The organism is Pantoea sp. X-Soil-ISGK-275 (assembly GCF_059730795.1).
Window position 1 is genome coordinate 3,311,014 of the sequence record NZ_AP035976.1, and the last position, 15,325, is coordinate 3,326,338.

Annotated in this window: 14 protein-coding genes; 4 read left to right on the forward strand and 10 right to left on the reverse strand. The window is 56.4% G+C overall.

The features are described from left to right. Positions 1-58 precede the first annotated feature (58 nt). The 6 genes from AC6I8A_RS15455 to AC6I8A_RS15480 form a co-directional block, all read right to left on the reverse strand. On the reverse strand, positions 59-1,198 hold the full coding sequence (locus AC6I8A_RS15455) for a glycerate kinase (protein ID WP_497818740.1): 1,140 nt from the start codon (positions 1,196-1,198) through the stop codon (positions 59-61). Between the two features lie 84 nt (positions 1,199-1,282). Continuing rightward, positions 1,283-2,167, reverse strand: a complete 885-nt coding sequence (gene garR, locus AC6I8A_RS15460) for a 2-hydroxy-3-oxopropionate reductase (protein WP_179452258.1) — start codon at positions 2,165-2,167, stop codon at positions 1,283-1,285. Between the two features lie 19 nt (positions 2,168-2,186). Further along, on the reverse strand, positions 2,187-2,954 hold the full coding sequence (garL, locus tag AC6I8A_RS15465) for a 2-dehydro-3-deoxyglucarate aldolase (protein WP_312183541.1): 768 nt from the start codon (positions 2,952-2,954) through the stop codon (positions 2,187-2,189). 52 nt (positions 2,955-3,006) lie between these two features. Continuing rightward, positions 3,007-4,338 (reverse strand): glucarate dehydratase, encoded by a 1,332-nt coding sequence (gene gudD / locus AC6I8A_RS15470; protein ID WP_256697235.1) that lies wholly within the window; start codon positions 4,336-4,338, stop codon positions 3,007-3,009. A gap of 16 nt (positions 4,339-4,354) precedes the next feature. Beyond that, positions 4,355-5,695 carry an enolase C-terminal domain-like protein gene (locus tag AC6I8A_RS15475; protein ID WP_497818741.1) on the reverse strand — a complete coding sequence of 447 codons (1,341 nt, stop codon included), beginning with the start codon at positions 5,693-5,695 and terminating at the stop codon, positions 4,355-4,357. Positions 5,696-5,704: 9 nt separating this feature from the next. Continuing rightward, the gene (locus AC6I8A_RS15480; protein WP_008101389.1) at positions 5,705-7,051 is read right to left on the reverse strand and encodes an MFS transporter; all 1,347 of its coding nucleotides are present in this window, start codon (positions 7,049-7,051) and stop codon (positions 5,705-5,707) included. A gap of 509 nt (positions 7,052-7,560) precedes the next feature. Between AC6I8A_RS15480 and garD the strand changes: the two genes are divergently transcribed. After that, on the forward strand, positions 7,561-9,120 hold the full coding sequence (gene garD, locus AC6I8A_RS15485; protein ID WP_265299363.1) for a galactarate dehydratase: 1,560 nt from the start codon (positions 7,561-7,563) through the stop codon (positions 9,118-9,120). Between the two features lie 123 nt (positions 9,121-9,243). Here the strand turns inward: garD and AC6I8A_RS15490 are convergent, their stop codons facing one another. The 4 genes from AC6I8A_RS15490 to syd form a co-directional block, all read right to left on the reverse strand. Next, positions 9,244-9,690 carry a flavodoxin gene (locus AC6I8A_RS15490; RefSeq protein ID WP_265299361.1) on the reverse strand — a complete coding sequence of 149 codons (447 nt, stop codon included), beginning with the start codon at positions 9,688-9,690 and terminating at the stop codon, positions 9,244-9,246. 12 nt (positions 9,691-9,702) lie between these two features. Next, positions 9,703-10,482, reverse strand: coding sequence for a tRNA pseudouridine(65) synthase TruC (gene truC / locus AC6I8A_RS15495; protein ID WP_265299359.1), 780 nt, complete (start codon positions 10,480-10,482; stop codon positions 9,703-9,705). After that, positions 10,482-10,808, reverse strand: a complete 327-nt coding sequence (locus tag AC6I8A_RS15500) for a YqcC family protein (RefSeq protein ID WP_256697242.1) — start codon at positions 10,806-10,808, stop codon at positions 10,482-10,484. Before AC6I8A_RS15500 ends, truC begins: the two co-directional genes overlap by 1 nt. 590 nt (positions 10,809-11,398) lie before the next feature. After that, a complete protein-coding gene (syd, locus tag AC6I8A_RS15505) occupies positions 11,399-11,947 on the reverse strand; it encodes a SecY-interacting protein (protein WP_256697243.1) in 549 nt (182 codons plus the stop codon). A gap of 62 nt (positions 11,948-12,009) precedes the next feature. On the opposite strand from syd, the gene queF reads away from it, so the two are divergent. The 3 genes from queF (at position 12,010) to xni (ending at position 15,199) form a co-directional block, all read left to right on the forward strand. Beyond that, the gene (gene queF / locus AC6I8A_RS15510; RefSeq protein WP_265299355.1) at positions 12,010-12,855 is read left to right on the forward strand and encodes an NADPH-dependent 7-cyano-7-deazaguanine reductase QueF; all 846 of its coding nucleotides are present in this window, start codon (positions 12,010-12,012) and stop codon (positions 12,853-12,855) included. A gap of 182 nt (positions 12,856-13,037) precedes the next feature. Further along, complete coding sequence (gene ppnN / locus AC6I8A_RS15515) at positions 13,038-14,402, forward strand: nucleotide 5'-monophosphate nucleosidase PpnN (protein ID WP_256697245.1); 1,365 nt, start codon at positions 13,038-13,040, stop codon at positions 14,400-14,402. Positions 14,403-14,440: 38 nt separating this feature from the next. Then, positions 14,441-15,199, forward strand: a complete 759-nt coding sequence (gene xni, locus AC6I8A_RS15520; RefSeq protein ID WP_479486138.1) for a flap endonuclease Xni — start codon at positions 14,441-14,443, stop codon at positions 15,197-15,199. Positions 15,200-15,325: the final 126 nt, after the last annotated feature.

Consider the following 15,325-nt stretch of genomic DNA (forward strand, 5'->3'; position numbering starts at 1 on the left):
CAAAATGTGCACCGAACAATTCCCTCTCCCTCTGGGAGAGGGTGAGGGTGAGGGAAAACTATCTCCCTCTACCCACCTTAATCACCGCCGCCACATTGCGCGCCGTCAAACGCACGTTCTGCGCCGCATTGGCCAGCGCGTCTTCCAGCGAACAAATGCTAAACAGCACGCTAAATACCGCATCCAGCCCATGTTGATGCACCACGCCGACATCCGCCGTCAAACTCCCGGCAATGCCAATCACCGGCTTATTAAACTGCTTCGCGACTTTTGCCACACCAATCGGCACCTTGCCGTTGATGCTCTGGCTATCAATGCGCCCTTCGCCGGTAATCACCAGATCGGCATCTTTCACCTGCTCGGCCAGGCCCAGGGCTTCGGTGACAATCTCGATACCGCTGCGCAACTCGGCCTGGCAAAACGCATGCAGCGCCGCGCCCATGCCACCGGCCGCGCCGCCGCCATCAATGTGTAAAACATCAATATCCAGATCGCGATGAATCAAGGTGGCGTAATGTTCCAGCGCTTTGTCCAGCTGTTGCACCAGCTCCGGCGTTGCGCCCTTTTGCGGACCGAAGATCGCCGACGCCCCCTTTTCACCGGTAAGCGGATTACTGACATCGCAGGCCACTTCAAAGCGGCACTCTTTAATACGCGCATCCAGCTGTGCGATGTCAATGCGCGCCAGCTGCGGCAATGCACCACCGCCATAGGCAATTTCCTTGCCGTGCTCATCCAGCAGCTGCGCGCCCAGCGCTTGCATCATGCCGGAACCGCCATCGTTGGTGGCGCTGCCGCCAATGCCGATGATGATGTGATCGACACCGCGATCAAGCGCATCTTTGATCAGCTCGCCGGTGCCAAACGAGGTGGTAATCAGCGGATCGCGCTGTGCGGCGGGCACTAACTCCAGCCCACTGGCCGCCGCCATTTCGATAAACGCGGTACGCTCATCGCCTGACAAACCGTAGAACGCTTCCACTGGCTTGCCGAGCGGTCCAGTAACCGTCAGCCGGACAATGTTTCCCTGCGTTGCCGCCACCATCGCTTCAACCGTGCCTTCGCCACCGTCGGCAACCGGTATTTTCACGTAGTCAGCTTCAGGAAAGATATCGCGGAATCCCGCTTCAATCGCCGAAGCCACTTCCAGGGCGGATAAACTCTCTTTATATGAATCCGGTGCGATGACAATTTTCATAGGCAATCCAGCGCGGTTGATGACGGACATCCGTCCTGCGAAGGCAGCGAGCCGCCCGGCATCCGCAGACGCCGGACGATTGCACTACCGAGTGATCTCAACTTTCGCTAATTTTTCATAATAGCAGGCCAGCGCGCTATGGTCGGAAGTGCCCTGTCCGTCCACCTTGAGCGCCTGCATCATCTCCATGACCGCAGCGGTGAGCGGCAGATGCGCGCCAATCTCGTGTGAGGTATCCAGCGCATTGGCCAGATCTTTGATGTGCAGATCGATACGGAAGCCCGGTTTAAAGTTACGATCCAGCACCATCGGCGCTTTGGCATCCAGCACGGTGCTGCCCGCCAGGCCACCACGAATCGCCTGATAAACCAGCTCAGGATTAACGCCCGCTTTGGTCGCCAGTGACAACGCTTCCGACATCGCCGCGATGTTGAGCGCCACGATCACCTGATTCGCCAGCTTGGTAACATTACCCGCACCAATGTCGCCGGTGTGGACCACCGAACCCGCCATCGCTTTCATGATGTCGAAGCACTGATCGAACACCGCTTTATCACCGCCGACCATCACCGACAGCGTGCCTTCAATCGCTTTCGGCTCGCCGCCGCTCACCGGCGCATCGAGCATTTTGATGCCTTTCGCCGCCAGCGCATCATGCACTTCGCGGCTGGCCAATGGCGCAATGGAACTCATGTCGATCACGATCAGGCCAGGCTTCGCGCCTTCGATGATGCCGTTAGCGCCGAGGCACACCTCTTTAACCTGCGGCGAGTTCGGAACCATGGTGATCAACACATCCACCTGCTCAGCTACCTCTTTTGGCGTCTTCGCCACGGTGGCGCCCAGCTCCACCAGCTCTGCTTCGTTGCCGACATTATGGTCGCGCACCACCAGCGAATAACCGGCTTTCACCAGGTTTTTACTCATCGGTTTGCCCATGATGCCGAGGCCGATAAATCCAATTTTCATTGCCTTTCCTCTCAGTCAGTTATTTTTTAAATTTGTCGCACAGCGCCTGCGTGGCGTGACGGAACACGCCCAGATCGCTGCCTACCGCCACAAAGCTGGCGCCCCACTCCAGATAACGGCGCGCATCGGCTTCCACCGGCGCCAGAATCCCGCTCGGTTTCCCCGCCGCTTTGGCGCGTTCGAATACGTGTTTAATCACTTTCAATACTTCGGGATGCGCAGGCTGGCCGAGATAGCCGAGCGCTGCCGAGAGATCGCCCGGCCCCACGAAGATGCCATCGACACCATCGACTGCGGCAATAGCATCGATATTGTCCACCGCCTGTTGCGTTTCGATCTGCACCAGCACCGTGATGTTATCGTTGATGGTGCTGTTGTAGTCCGGCAGCGTGCCGTACATGTTGCTGCGGTGCGAAACCGAGACACCGCGAATACCAGCCGGTGGATAGCGAGTAGACGCCACCGCGCGAATCGCCTCTTCCTCTGTTTCCACAAACGGCACCAGGAAGTTGTAGAAGCCGATATCCAGCAAGCGCTTGATGATGATCGGTTCATTGCACGGCGGACGCACCACCGGCGCGCTGTGGCTGCCCTTCAGCGCCATCAGCTGCGGCACAAAGGTGGTGATGTCATTTGGCGCGTGTTCGCCATCCAGTACCAGCCAGTCAAAGCCCGCCAGGCCCAGCACTTCGGTGGTTAATGGATTAGCCAGCGCGCACCAGCTGCCAATCAGGGTTTCTCCTGCCAGCAAACGGCGACGAAAAGGGTTCGGCCAGGCATTGCTCATTGTCTTCACTCCTGTCGGTTACAGCAGGCTCCCGCGCGGGGAGCCGGAAAAGTTAGCGCACCAGGCACGGACGCTTGTTATCAAAGGTCCAGTTCGGTACGAGAAACTGCATGGCTTGCGCATCATCGCGCGCGCCCAAACCGTGTTTCTGATACAGCGCGTTGGCCTGCATCACCTGATCCATATCCAGCTCGACGCCGAGGCCCGGTTTTTGCGGCACCTGCACCATGCCGCCTTTAATCTGGAACGGCTCTTTGGTCAGGCGCTGATTGCCTTCCTGCCAAATCCAGTGGGTATCGATGGCGGTAATCGCGCCCGGTGCGGCAGCGGCAACGTGGGTGAACATCGCCAGTGAGATGTCGAAGTGGTTGTTGGAGTGCGAGCCCCACGTCAGGCCGAAGTCGTGGCACATCTGCGCCACGCGCACCGAACCCTGCATCGTCCAGAAGTGCGGATCGGCCAGCGGGATATCGACCGATTGCAATGACAGCGTGTGGCCCATTTGACGCCAGTCGGTAGCGATCATGTTGGTGGCGGTCGGCATGCCGGTGGCGCGGCGGAACTCCGCCATCACTTCACGCCCGGAATAGCCTTGCTCGGCACCGCACGGATCTTCCGCATAGGCCAGCACGCCTTTCAGCTGCTTACCGAGCAGAATCGCCTCGTTCAGCGACCATGCGCCGTTAGGATCGAGCGTCACGCGCGCCTGCGGGAAGCGCTTCGCCAGTGCCGTTACCGCTTCGGCCTCTTCGCCGCCGCGCAGCACGCCGCCTTTCAGTTTGAAATCGTTGAAACCATATTTTTCATACGCCGCTTCCGCCAGGCGCACCACCGTATCCGGCGTCAGCGCTTCTTCGTGGCGCAGGCGATACCAATCGCATTTGTCGTTTTCCTGGCTCTGATACGGCAGCGAGGTTTTCTTGCGGTCACCGACATAGAACAGGTAGCCGAGCATTTCCACGCGGTCACGCTGCTGACCATCGCCGAGTAGCGAGGCAACGTTCACGCCCAGGTGCTGCCCCAGCAGATCGAGCAGTGCCGCTTCGATGCCGGTCACCACGTGAATGGTGGTACGCAAATCGAAGGTTTGGTTGCCGCGCCCGCTGGCATCGCGGTCGGCAAAGGTGCTACGCACCAGATTGAGGATATTTTTGTATTCACCAACGGTTTTCTGCACCACCAGCGCCGCCGCATCCTCCAGCGTCTGACGAATCTTTTCGCCGCCCGGAATCTCACCCACCCCGGTATGTCCGGCATTGTCTTTAATGATGACGATATTGCGGGTGAAAAACGGTGAATGCGCGCCGCTCAGGTTGAGCAACATGCTGTCGTAACCGGCCACCGGAATGACCTGCAGCGATGTAATTTTCGGTGTCTGACTCATTTCCTGCTCCTTAGACTTAGCCGCGACCCAATGCTGGGCGCTTGCGGTCGAATGACCAATTGGGAACCAGATACTGCATAGCGGTGGCGTCATTACGTGCGCCCGCCGGCAGCGATTTGTACAAAGCGTTGGCCTGATGCAGACGATCCCAATCCAGCTCGACGCCAAGGCCCGGCTTATCCGGCACGGCGATCTTGCCGTTGCGGATCTGCAGCGGCTCTTTGGTCAGGCGCTGATCGCCCTCCTGCCAAATCCAGTGCGTATCAATGGCGGTGGGTTTGCCCGGCGCAGCCGCGCCAACGTGGGTGAACATCGCCAGCGAAATATCGAAGTGGTTATTGGAGTGACAGCCCCAGGTTAATCCCCAGTCGTCGCACAGCTGCGCCACGCGCACCGCGCCGCTCAGCGTCCAGAAGTGCGGATCGGCCAGCGGGATATCGACGGAATTGAGCATTACCGCGTGGTTCATCTCGCGCCAGTTGGTGGCGATCATGTTGGTGGCGACCGGCAAGCCTGTCGCACGGCGGAATTCAGCCATCACTTCGCGACCGGAATAACCCTGCTCGGCACCGCACGGATCTTCGGCGTAGGTCAGCACATCGCCCATGCCTTTACACAAGCGAATGGCTTCGTCGAGCGTCCAGGCACCGTTGGGATCAACGGTGATGCGCGCATCGGGAAAGCGTTTTTTCAGCGCTGCCGCCGATTCAATCTCCTGCTCGCCAGGCAGCACGCCGCCTTTGAGTTTGAAATCTTTGAAGCCGTATTTGTCCTGCACCGCTTCCGCCAGCCGCACCACGGATTCCGGCGTCAGCGCCTCCTGATGGCGCAAGTGATACCAATCGTGGCTGGCATTTTCGCCGGTCAGATAGGGCAAATCGGTTTTACGACGATCGCCGAGATAAAACAGATAACCGAGCACCGTGACTTCATCGCGTTGCTGGCCCGGTCCGAGCAGTTCCGCCACCGGCACGCCGAGGCATTGGCCGAGCAGATCGAGCAGCGCAGCTTCCAGTGCGGCCACCGCATTGACGCGCAGCTCGAAGGTCCACGCGCCTTTGCCGAAGGTATCGAAATCCGCCGACTGATTGCCTTTGTGCACCTGCTGCACCAGACGATTCATGCGCGCAACCTGCTGACCTTTTACCTGCGGAATCGCCTCAACCAGCGTTTGGTAGATGGTTTCACCGCCCGGTGCTTCACCGACGCCGGTATGTCCGGCGCTGTCAGTCAGCACCACAATATTGCGGGTGAAGCAGGCGCTGTGCGCGCCACCGATGTTGAGCAGCATGCTGTCGTAACCGGCAACCGGAATCACCTGCATGTCGGTGATGACCGGCGTGCTTTGCGTAGTCATAGTCCGTCCTTATGGCCTGGTTTTCAGCTCGACGCGTTTGATATCGCCAGCAATCACCAGGAAGCTAAATGCGGCGACAAAGGCATGGATACCGACATAAATCAGCGCGCCTTCGAAGGAACCGCTGGTGGCGATGATGTAACCGATAGCGATTGGCGTGACGATGCCGGAGAAGTTACCGAACATATTGAACAGACCGCCGCTCAAACCGCTGATCTCTTTCGGTGCAGTATCTGCCATCACCGCCCAACCCAGCGCGCCAATGCCTTTGCCGAAGAACGCCAGCGCCATGAAGAACACCACCACCCATTCGGTGTCGGTGTAGTTACACATCACCATTGAAATGGAGAGCAGCATGCCGAGCACAATCGGCGTTTTACGCGCGATATTCAGCGAACCGGTTTTGCGCATCAGGTAATCAGAAATCACCCCGCCCAAGACGCCGCCAAGGAAGCCGCATACCGCCGGAATCGAGGCAATAAAGCCCGCCTTTAGAATCGACATGCCGCGCGCCTGCACCAGATACACCGGGAACCAGGTAATAAAGAAGTAAGTTAAGGCGTTGACGCAGTATTGGCCGAGATAGATGCCCAGCATCATGCGGGAAGTCAGCAACTGTTTGATCTGGAACCACTTTTCGCTCCAGCTCACTTTGCGATCGTCCTTTTTGACATCCATGTTAATCAGCGCGCCGCCCTGCTCCATGTACTCCAGCTCGGCTTTGTTAACGCCCGGATGATCGGTGGGATCGTGGATCACTTTCAGCCAGATGAAGCTGAGGATGATGCCCAATCCGCCCATGAACCAGAACACGTGCGCCCAGCCCACTTCGGATACCAGCCAACCCATGATCGGCGCGAAGATCACCGTGGCGAAGTATTGCGCCGAGTTGAAGATCGCTACTGCGGTGCCGCGCTCCTGCGCCGGGAACCAGGCCGCAACGATGCGGCTGTTACCGGGAAAGGATGGCGCTTCCGCCAGGCCGACCAGGAAGCGCAACAGGAACAGCGAAATGATAATGCCAAAGCCGCTGAACAAATCGACGAAGCCCTGCAGCAAGGTGAACAGCGACCAGAGGAAGATGCTCCAGAAGTAGACGCGTTTTGAGCCGAAGCGGTCGAGCAGCCAGCCGCCCGGAATCTGACCAATAACGTACGCCCACGAGAAGGCGGAGAAGATGTAACCCAGGCCGACCGAATCAAGGCCGATATCTTTGGACATCGCCGAACCGGCAATCGAAATGGTTGCGCGGTCACCGTAGTTGAACGAGGTGACGATAAATAACATCACCACAATCCAGTAACGGGCATTGGTGCGCTTTTGCACCGCTTCCGCTGTCTGGCTGAAACTATTCATGATGCACTCCTGAAATATAGCGAACGCTACATCCACTCTGACTGCATACACATCGCGTTGGGTATCAGAATGATGTTGGGTTAAACACGGCGATTTTTATATTTGGCAATACGATGATGCGTCGTGACGAATAACCTAACGTTGAAGAACGAGAATCAGTATAGGAACAGCCTGGAGGTGAAACACTGGAAGAACGCATGAGGATGAAGGGCGAATGAGAATGATTTTATGGCATCTGCACATAACGCTGCGGCGTGGCTCACGGAACGCTTTTTTTCACCGCGATTTTGCCTGGTAAACGTACAGGCCAAGAGCAGTTTGTGAGTCCCTTCACTTGCGTTTGGATAAACGAACCAAAATCCTCTGATAAATCTCCTTAAAGCCAGTCAGTTGCACAATGCATCCGGCAAATACCCCTGCATATACTGAGGCTGGCAAAAAACGATGACGTGATGGACGTATTTTAAACCGCGCTGCTAAGTACAGTGCGACGAACTGGAAGGTGAGCAATGAACCGTCCTCTGACAGAAAAACCGCTCTATATCAAAGTGCACGATGCCGATAACGTGGCGATCGTGGTCAACAATCAGGGATTGCCGTCCGGCACCCGTTTCAACGATGGGCTGCAACTGACGGAGCATGTGCCGCAGGGACATAAAGTCGCGCTGAATGACATCCCGCAAGCGGGCGCGATCCTGCGCTACGGTGAAGTGATTGGCTACGCACTGCGTCCGATCCCACAAGGTAGCTGGATTGAAGAATCATTGGTGGCGCTGCCCGAAGCGCCACCGCTCAACAGTTTGCCACTGGCAAACAATGTGCCGCCCGCGCTGCCGCCGCTGGAAGGTTATACCTTCGAAGGCTATCGCAACGCGGATGGCAGCGTGGGCACGCGTAACCTGCTCGGTATCACCACCAGCGTTCACTGCGTAGCGGGCGTGGTGGATTATGTGGTGCAGATCATCGAGCGTGATTTGCTGCCGCGCTATCCCAATGTCGATGGCGTGGTGGCACTGAATCATCTGTATGGCTGCGGCGTGGCAATCAATGCGCCGGCCGCGGTGGTGCCGATTCGCACCATTCACAACCTGGCACTTAATCCCAATTTCGGTGGCGAAGTGATGATCGTCAGCCTCGGCTGCGAGAAATTACAGCCGGAACGTCTGCTGACCGGTACACCGGACGTGCAGGCAATTTCGCTAGATGATAACGACATTGTGCGTTTGCAGGATGAGCGGTTGGTGGGCTTTGGTGCGATGGTGGATGAAATCCTGCAGGTCGCCGAACGTCATCTGAAGAAGCTGAATCAACGCCAGCGCGAAACCTGTCCGGCATCAGAGCTGGTGATTGGCACGCAATGCGGCGGCAGCGATGCTTTCTCGGGCGTAACGGCGAACCCCGCCGTGGGATTTGCCTCCGACTTGCTGGTGCGCTGCGGCGCAACGGTAATGTTCTCAGAAGTGACCGAGGTGCGTGATGCCATTCATCTGCTGACGCCGCGCGTGGTGGATGAAGCGGTCGGTAAACGACTGCTGGAAGAGATGGCGTGGTATGACGATTATCTCAGCCAGGGCCAAACCGATCGCAGCGCCAATCCCTCGCCGGGCAACAAAAAAGGCGGGCTGGCGAATGTGGTGGAGAAAGCGCTGGGCTCGATTGCGAAGTCAGGTCGCAGCCCAATTGTTGAAGTGTTATCGCCAGGTCAGCGCCCTACCAAACGCGGGCTGATTTATGCGGCCACGCCAGCCAGCGATTTCGTCTGTGGCACGCAGCAGATGGCATCGGGCATTACCTTGCAGGTGTTCACCACCGGGCGCGGCACGCCTTACGGCTTGGCCGCTATTCCGGTGATTAAGATGGCAACGCGCAATGCGCTGGCAGAACGCTGGCATGATTTGATGGATATTAATGCCGGAACCATTGCGACGGGCGAAGAGAGTATTGAACAGGTCGGTTGGCGACTGTTTGAGTTGATTCTGGAGATTGCCAGCGGGCGCAAACAGACGTGGTCGGATCGTTGGGGGATTCGTAATCAGCTGGCGGTATTTAATCCGGCGCCGGTGACGTGATGGTTGTTGCCCTCACCCTAGCCCTCTCCCACTTCGCGGGAGAGGGAACAAACCGTGCGGGCTGCACCCTCTAAATATTCCCTCTCCCGCTGGCGGGAGAGGGTTAGGGTGAGGGAAAAGTCATTACAGCAACTTACCCCAGCTCTCCACCCAAGGTGACGTCACTGATTCTGGCTCAGGATCTTCTGTCGCATCCACCAGCAATACCTCGCCGATACGCTGTGCGCTCTGCTCCTGCAAAGTGGCATCGAAGGTTTTACCGGCACCGCAGAAATTGTCATAGCTGCTATCGCCCAAGCCAATCACGCCGTAACGCAATTCAGGTTGATAACCCAGCTCATCGCGCACCTTAACATACAGGCGGGCAATGTTATCCGGGAAGTCGCCCTGGCCAGTGGTTGAGGTGACAATCAGCACCACCTCTTTGCTGTATGCCTGCCAATCCGCCATCGACGGATCTTCAAACACCTTCACCTCGTGGCCCTGCTCTTTCAGCACCGTCTGTGCTTCTTCAGCCACCAGCAGCGCATTGCCGTAAACCGTACCTGTAAAAATGCCAATCTTTGCCATCTTGCCGCTCCTTTATTTTGTTGGCTTATCCTGGACTGCATCAATGGCAAACTCAACCCTGGGAACATCAGGGATCTGATCCTGCCAGCCAAATTGATCAAGCATCTGCTGCCAGACGCGATCCAACCCGGCGCGAATCACTAAGGGCGCGCCGGTGACGGGATGGGTAAAGCTAAGTGCGCTGGCGTGCAGCATCAGGCGATTAAGGCCAAAGTGTGCCGCCGCACCACGATTCTGGCGCAGATCGCCGTGCGCGCTGTCGCCAATAATCGGATGACGCAGATGCACCATGTGGCGGCGCAGCTGATGTTTACGGCCGGTGTGCGGCGCCATCTCCACCAGCGTATAGCGCGCGGTGTCATAACGGCTGATAGCGACCGGCATCTCAACGTGTGCCAGCGCCTGGTAATCCGTTACCGCCGGTTGGGCAACAGGTTCCTGAGTGGCGAATTTGTCGGCAATCTTATCCAGCTCTTCCACCAGCGGATAATCCAGCGTCGCGCCGCCTTCCAGCCAGCCGCGCAGCACCGCATGATAGGTTTTCTGCATCTGATGCTGTTCAAACTGCTGCGCCAGTAGATGGGCGACTTCGCTCGATAACGCCATCAGCAACACGCCAGACGTTGGGCGATCGAGGCGGTGCACGGTGAAGACATGCTGACCAATCTGGTCGCGCACCGTTTGCATCACTACCACTTTTTCATTGCGATCGAGCCAGCTGCGATGCACCAGCCAACCGGCTGGCTTATTCACCGCGACCAGCCACTCATCTTGATAAAGGATTTCGAGCATCAGGCGGAAGGTTCCTGGAACAGCGCATCAAATTTGTTGAGCGTCAGCAATAACGCCGCATAGCCTGCGGTGTCGTCTGGCAATGCGACTTCATAATAAGGTGCGATAGCGAAATTCTGCGGTAACGGCGCGCCACTTTCGAGCAGCGCATAAAAGCGCGGCATCAATACCCATTGCAGCCACTGCAGTGGCTCCATGGTATCGAGACAGAAAGGTTCGGTACTGGCGAAGGCGTTCGCCTCGGGGGATTGTGACTGCCAATGGCCGTGTTCGCGCATCACCGCTTCGACCTGCTGCAGGCGCTGAAAAATCATTTGCGACGACATGCGCCACCTCCAGAGAAAAATTGGGCGGCAAGCATACCATCAGTCACGCCCGGCGCAAAAATGGCATAAAAAAAGGGAGCACTGTGATTACAGTGCTCCCGGTTTTCGTTTGCAGCATTCCAGCTACTGCTGTGCTCCCTGCTCATCCATGACAACTTTTCCTGCGCTTTCCGTCGCTTGTCATCATGACATTGGTCCTTAGCATCCTGGCCCGCCACATTCCGCGTGGCTCTCATTCTCCGTCCTGGAGGTGTCCCTGACTCAATCCTGAGTGTCCTGCTTCGTCCTGAAGCCTTCCTTGTGCCGTAAACTCCGTTACGTTCCTGCCTCATGGCTGACATTCTCCTGAACGTCTCTTAATCCCCAGCATCCTGCCAGTGGTGACTATTCTCCCAGAAACCATCGCAATAACAAGCCAGTAAGAAGCGTTAATGGATTAAGCCCTGTCTTAATTTTCAGATTGATGCCATAAGTTCATGATTCACAATATTTTTACATTTACGGCTTCCAGAAGTCTGCACGATGATCTAGCGATCTCTCACACGCGGCGTGAGAGATCTCTCACAAAGCGAAGCCTGAAAATCTGCAAATCACTGAGTAACCGGTTGTAATGCATTAAGAAATGTCTTAACGGATGGCGCCAGCACTTCGCGCTTTTTAGTGCCAGGCTCCTCCAGAATGACCTCACCGGTAAGATTGCACAGCGCAATCACATCATTCTCTGAATCGGTGGTGGCGATAAACAAGGTCGGTGCTTGTCTTAAGCGGCGCTTCATGACCAGATGGCCAATCAGGTTCTCCTGCAGGCGGGTGAAATCCGCTTCGCTCCATACCTGCAGCAGGGTAATCGGCCGCTGCTTTAAGGTTGCCGTCATATCGCCTGCAAATTGCGTGGTGTAAAACGCACTGATTTCCGGTTGCAGCTGCAGATCCAGTGCGCGCTCCACCGCTTCAAGCGTGGCCGGTAAGGTAAACGGCTGCGGCTGCCACAACACGCGGTCATCCAGCGTGCTGATAATACAATCTGAAGGAACGCCAAGCAGATCGGCGCTGGCGGGAAAATGTCCGGTTTGTTGCTGCCAATGTTCAACGTAGCGGGCGGTAAACTCACGCAGAGCATCTACGGTTTGCTGCATCATTCATATTCTCGCAGGTGTTAGGTTACACTTAACCACTTTGATGAAATTTAGTGGTAACCGTTATGTCTTCTGAAAACCGGGATCAGGCATTAAGCGGCCTGACCTTAGGTAAGCCCACGGCTTATGTTGATCGTTACGATAACACGCTGCTGCAATCCGTACCGCGCAGCCTGAACCGTGAGCCGCTTGGGCTGTATCCCGATACACTGCCATTTACTGGTGCAGATATCTGGACGCTATACGAACTCTCCTGGCTCAACAGCAAAGGCGTTCCGCAAGTCGCGGTGGGCGAAGTGGTGCTGCGCGCCGATAGCCAAAACCTGATCGAGTCGAAGAGTTTCAAGCTCTATCTTAACAGTTTTAATCAGACAGTTTTCGCTGACTGGGGCGAAGTGCGCCAGACGCTGGAGCGCGATCTCAGCGCCTGCGCAAAGGGTCAGGTCAGCGTGGCCCTGTTTCGTCTTAGCGAAGTGGAAGGCCAGCCAATCGGCCACTTCAATGGCGAAGTGATTGATGAGCAAGATATCGAAATCCACGATTACGCCTTCAACGCAGATTATCTGGCGCAGGCTGCTGGCCGCGAGGTGGTTGAAGAAACGCTGGTTAGCCATCTGCTGAAATCAAACTGCTTAATCACCAATCAGCCCGATTGGGGCTCGGTAATGATCCGCTACAAAGGCCCGCGTATCGATCGTGAAGCGCTGCTGCGTTATCTGATCTCATTCCGTCAGCACAATGAGTTTCATGAGCAGTGCGTTGAACGCATTTTCAACGACGTTCAGCGCTTTTGTCAGCCAGAAGCGTTAACCGTTTATGCACGTTACACGCGGCGCGGCGGTCTGGATATCAATCCGTGGCGCAGCAACGTGCCCTTCTCTCCCGGTTTTTCCCGCCTGGTTCGCCAGTAACAGATTGCGAGACGCCTCGCAGGGCGCTGCACGGATGCGCGGTTCCTCTTGAGCATTCACGGCGGACAACGTTACTCTGTTGAAGGCGCGATTGAAGCATGCGCGACCAGGGATTTTCGTCGCTGCGTTAATAAGTTAAGCGCAGCGTCATCAGCCACGCATTTGCGTGTAAAGGAGTTCTCTTGATTACACATATCAGCCCGCTTGGCTCGATGGATCTGCTCTCCCAGCTTGAAGTCGACATGCTGAAGCGCACCGCCAGCAGCGACCTTTATCAGCTGTTTCGTAACTGTTCTCTTGCGGTACTCAATTCCGGCAGCCAAACCGACAGCAGCCAGGAATTGCTTTCGCGTTTCGAAAACTTTGATATCAACGTGTTGCGCCGTGAACGCGGCGTGAAACTTGAACTCATCAACCCGCCGGAAGAGGCGTTTGTTGATGGCCGTATTATTCGTTCGCTGCAGGCGAACCTGTTTGCCGTGCTGCGCGACATCCTGTTTGTGAACGGACAACTGGCGGCCACCGAACGCTGCCAGAGTGATGAACCGGAAGACTCTGCGCATATCACCAATCAGGTGTTTTCGATTCTGCGTAACGCGCGTGCGCTTCATATTGGTGAGTACCCGAATACCGTGGTGTGCTGGGGCGGTCACTCCATCAATGCGGTGGAATACCAATATTGCCGCAATGTCGGCACGCAAATGGGCCTGCGCGAACTCAACATCTGTACCGGTTGCGGGCCGGGCGTGATGGAAGCCCCGATGAAAGGTGCCGCCGTTGGCCATGCGCAGCAGCGCTATCATGACAGCCGTTTTATCGGCCTGACCGAACCGTCAATCATTGCCGCAGAGCCACCGAATCCGCTGGTCAATGAGCTGATCATCATGCCGGATATCGAAAAACGCCTCGAAGCCTTTGTGCGTATCGCCCACGGCATCGTGATTTTCCCTGGCGGCGTAGGCACGGCTGAAGAGCTGCTCTATCTGTTGGGTATTCTGATGAATCCGCATAACAGCGATCAGGTACTTCCGCTGATTCTGACCGGACCCAAAGAGAGCGCCGACTACTTCCGCGTGCTGGATGATTTCATCGTTAACACGCTGGGTGAAGGCGCACGCAAGCACTACAAAATCATCATTGATGATGCCGCTGAAGTAGCGCGTCTGATGAAGAAAGCCATGCCGCAGGTGAAAGAGTATCGTCGCGAAACCGGCGATGCCTACAGCTTTAACTGGTCGATTCGTATCGCACCCGAATTGCAGGTGCCCTTCCTGCCGACGCACGAGAATATGGCAAACCTGAAGCTGTTCCCGGATCAGCCTGCCGAGCTGTTGGCAGCGGATCTGCGTCGCGCTTTCTCCGGCATTGTCGCGGGTAACGTTAAAGAGATCGGGATTCGTGAAATTCGCGAGAAAGGTCCATATAAGCTGCACGGCGATGCCAATCTCATGCACCGCATGGATGAGCTGTTGCAAGGCTTTGTCGCACAGCAGCGCATGAAGCTGCCGGGCAGCGCCTACATCCCTTGCTACGAAATCATCAAATAACCCATCAGGAAGGCAGCCTGCGGGCTGCCACTATCGCTATGTCGTTTCATCTTCTTATCATTGATGCACTCAATCTGATTCGCCGTCTGCACGCCGTTCAGGGATCGCCGTGCCGCGACAGCTGTGTTGCCGCCTTGCATCAGTTATTAGGACATACCCAGCCCACGCACGTAGTGGCGGTGTTTGATAGCAATGAGCGTCAGCCTGGCTGGCGCCATCAACTCTTGCCGGATTACAAAGCGGGTCGTCCGCCGATGCCGGAAGATTTGCATCTGGAGATGCCCGCGCTGCAGGACGCCTTCCGCGCCGCTGGCGTCAGCTGTTGGGTGGCAGATTTAGATGAAGCAGACGATCTCGCCGCCACGCTGGCGGTGAAAATGGCTGACGCCGGTCACCAGGCAACGATTGTTTCTACCGACAAAGGTTATTGTCAGCTGCTGGCACCCAATATTCGTATTCGCGATTATTTCCAGAAGCGCTGGCTGGATGTGCCTTTTATCGAGCAAGAGTTTGGCGTTTCGCCCACGCAGTTGCCCGATTACTGGGGATTGTGCGGTATCAGCAGCAGTAAAATTCCCGGCGTACCCGGCATTGGCCCGAAAAGCGCCCGTGAGCTGTTAATGCAGTTTGGTTCGCTGGATGCGATTTATCAGCAATGGGATCAGGTGCCGAGCAAGTGGCAGGGGAAATTGCAGGAACAGCGGGAGATGGCAGAAATCTGCCGCAAGGTCTCGACGTTAAAACGGGATTTGGTTTTACAGGGCAATCTCAATACATTGAGATATCATACAAAATAGCGGTCACCATAAATGGCGACCCTACAAAACACATCATATCCTGCGAAATAATTTGTGCTACAGCAAGGCGGCAAGTGCGCGAGTCCCCGGGAGCATACATCAGTATGTGACCGGGGCGAGCAAACG

What these genes read in the sequence shown, in the direction of transcription:
- AC6I8A_RS15455 (WP_497818740.1), bottom strand. Translation starts at nt 1,198, where the DNA reads ATGAAAATTGTCATCGCACCGGATTCATATAAAGAGAGTTTATCCGCC.
- garR (WP_179452258.1), bottom strand. Translation starts at nt 2,167, where the DNA reads ATGAAAATTGGATTTATCGGCCTCGGCATCATGGGCAAACCGATGAGT.
- garL (WP_312183541.1), bottom strand. Translation starts at nt 2,954, where the DNA reads ATGAGCAATGCCTGGCCGAACCCTTTTCGTCGCCGTTTGCTGGCAGGA.
- gudD (WP_256697235.1), bottom strand. Translation starts at nt 4,338, where the DNA reads ATGAGTCAGACACCGAAAATTACATCGCTGCAGGTCATTCCGGTGGCC.
- AC6I8A_RS15475 (WP_497818741.1), bottom strand. Translation starts at nt 5,695, where the DNA reads ATGACTACGCAAAGCACGCCGGTCATCACCGACATGCAGGTGATTCCG.
- AC6I8A_RS15480 (WP_008101389.1), bottom strand. Translation starts at nt 7,051, where the DNA reads ATGAATAGTTTCAGCCAGACAGCGGAAGCGGTGCAAAAGCGCACCAAT.
- garD (WP_265299363.1), top strand. Translation starts at nt 7,561, where the DNA reads ATGAACCGTCCTCTGACAGAAAAACCGCTCTATATCAAAGTGCACGAT.
- AC6I8A_RS15490 (WP_265299361.1), bottom strand. Translation starts at nt 9,690, where the DNA reads ATGGCAAAGATTGGCATTTTTACAGGTACGGTTTACGGCAATGCGCTG.
- truC (WP_265299359.1), bottom strand. Translation starts at nt 10,482, where the DNA reads ATGCTCGAAATCCTTTATCAAGATGAGTGGCTGGTCGCGGTGAATAAG.
- AC6I8A_RS15500 (WP_256697242.1), bottom strand. Translation starts at nt 10,808, where the DNA reads ATGTCGTCGCAAATGATTTTTCAGCGCCTGCAGCAGGTCGAAGCGGTG.
- syd (WP_256697243.1), bottom strand. Translation starts at nt 11,947, where the DNA reads ATGATGCAGCAAACCGTAGATGCTCTGCGTGAGTTTACCGCCCGCTAC.
- queF (WP_265299355.1), top strand. Translation starts at nt 12,010, where the DNA reads ATGTCTTCTGAAAACCGGGATCAGGCATTAAGCGGCCTGACCTTAGGT.
- xni (WP_479486138.1), top strand. Translation starts at nt 14,441, where the DNA reads ATGTCGTTTCATCTTCTTATCATTGATGCACTCAATCTGATTCGCCGT.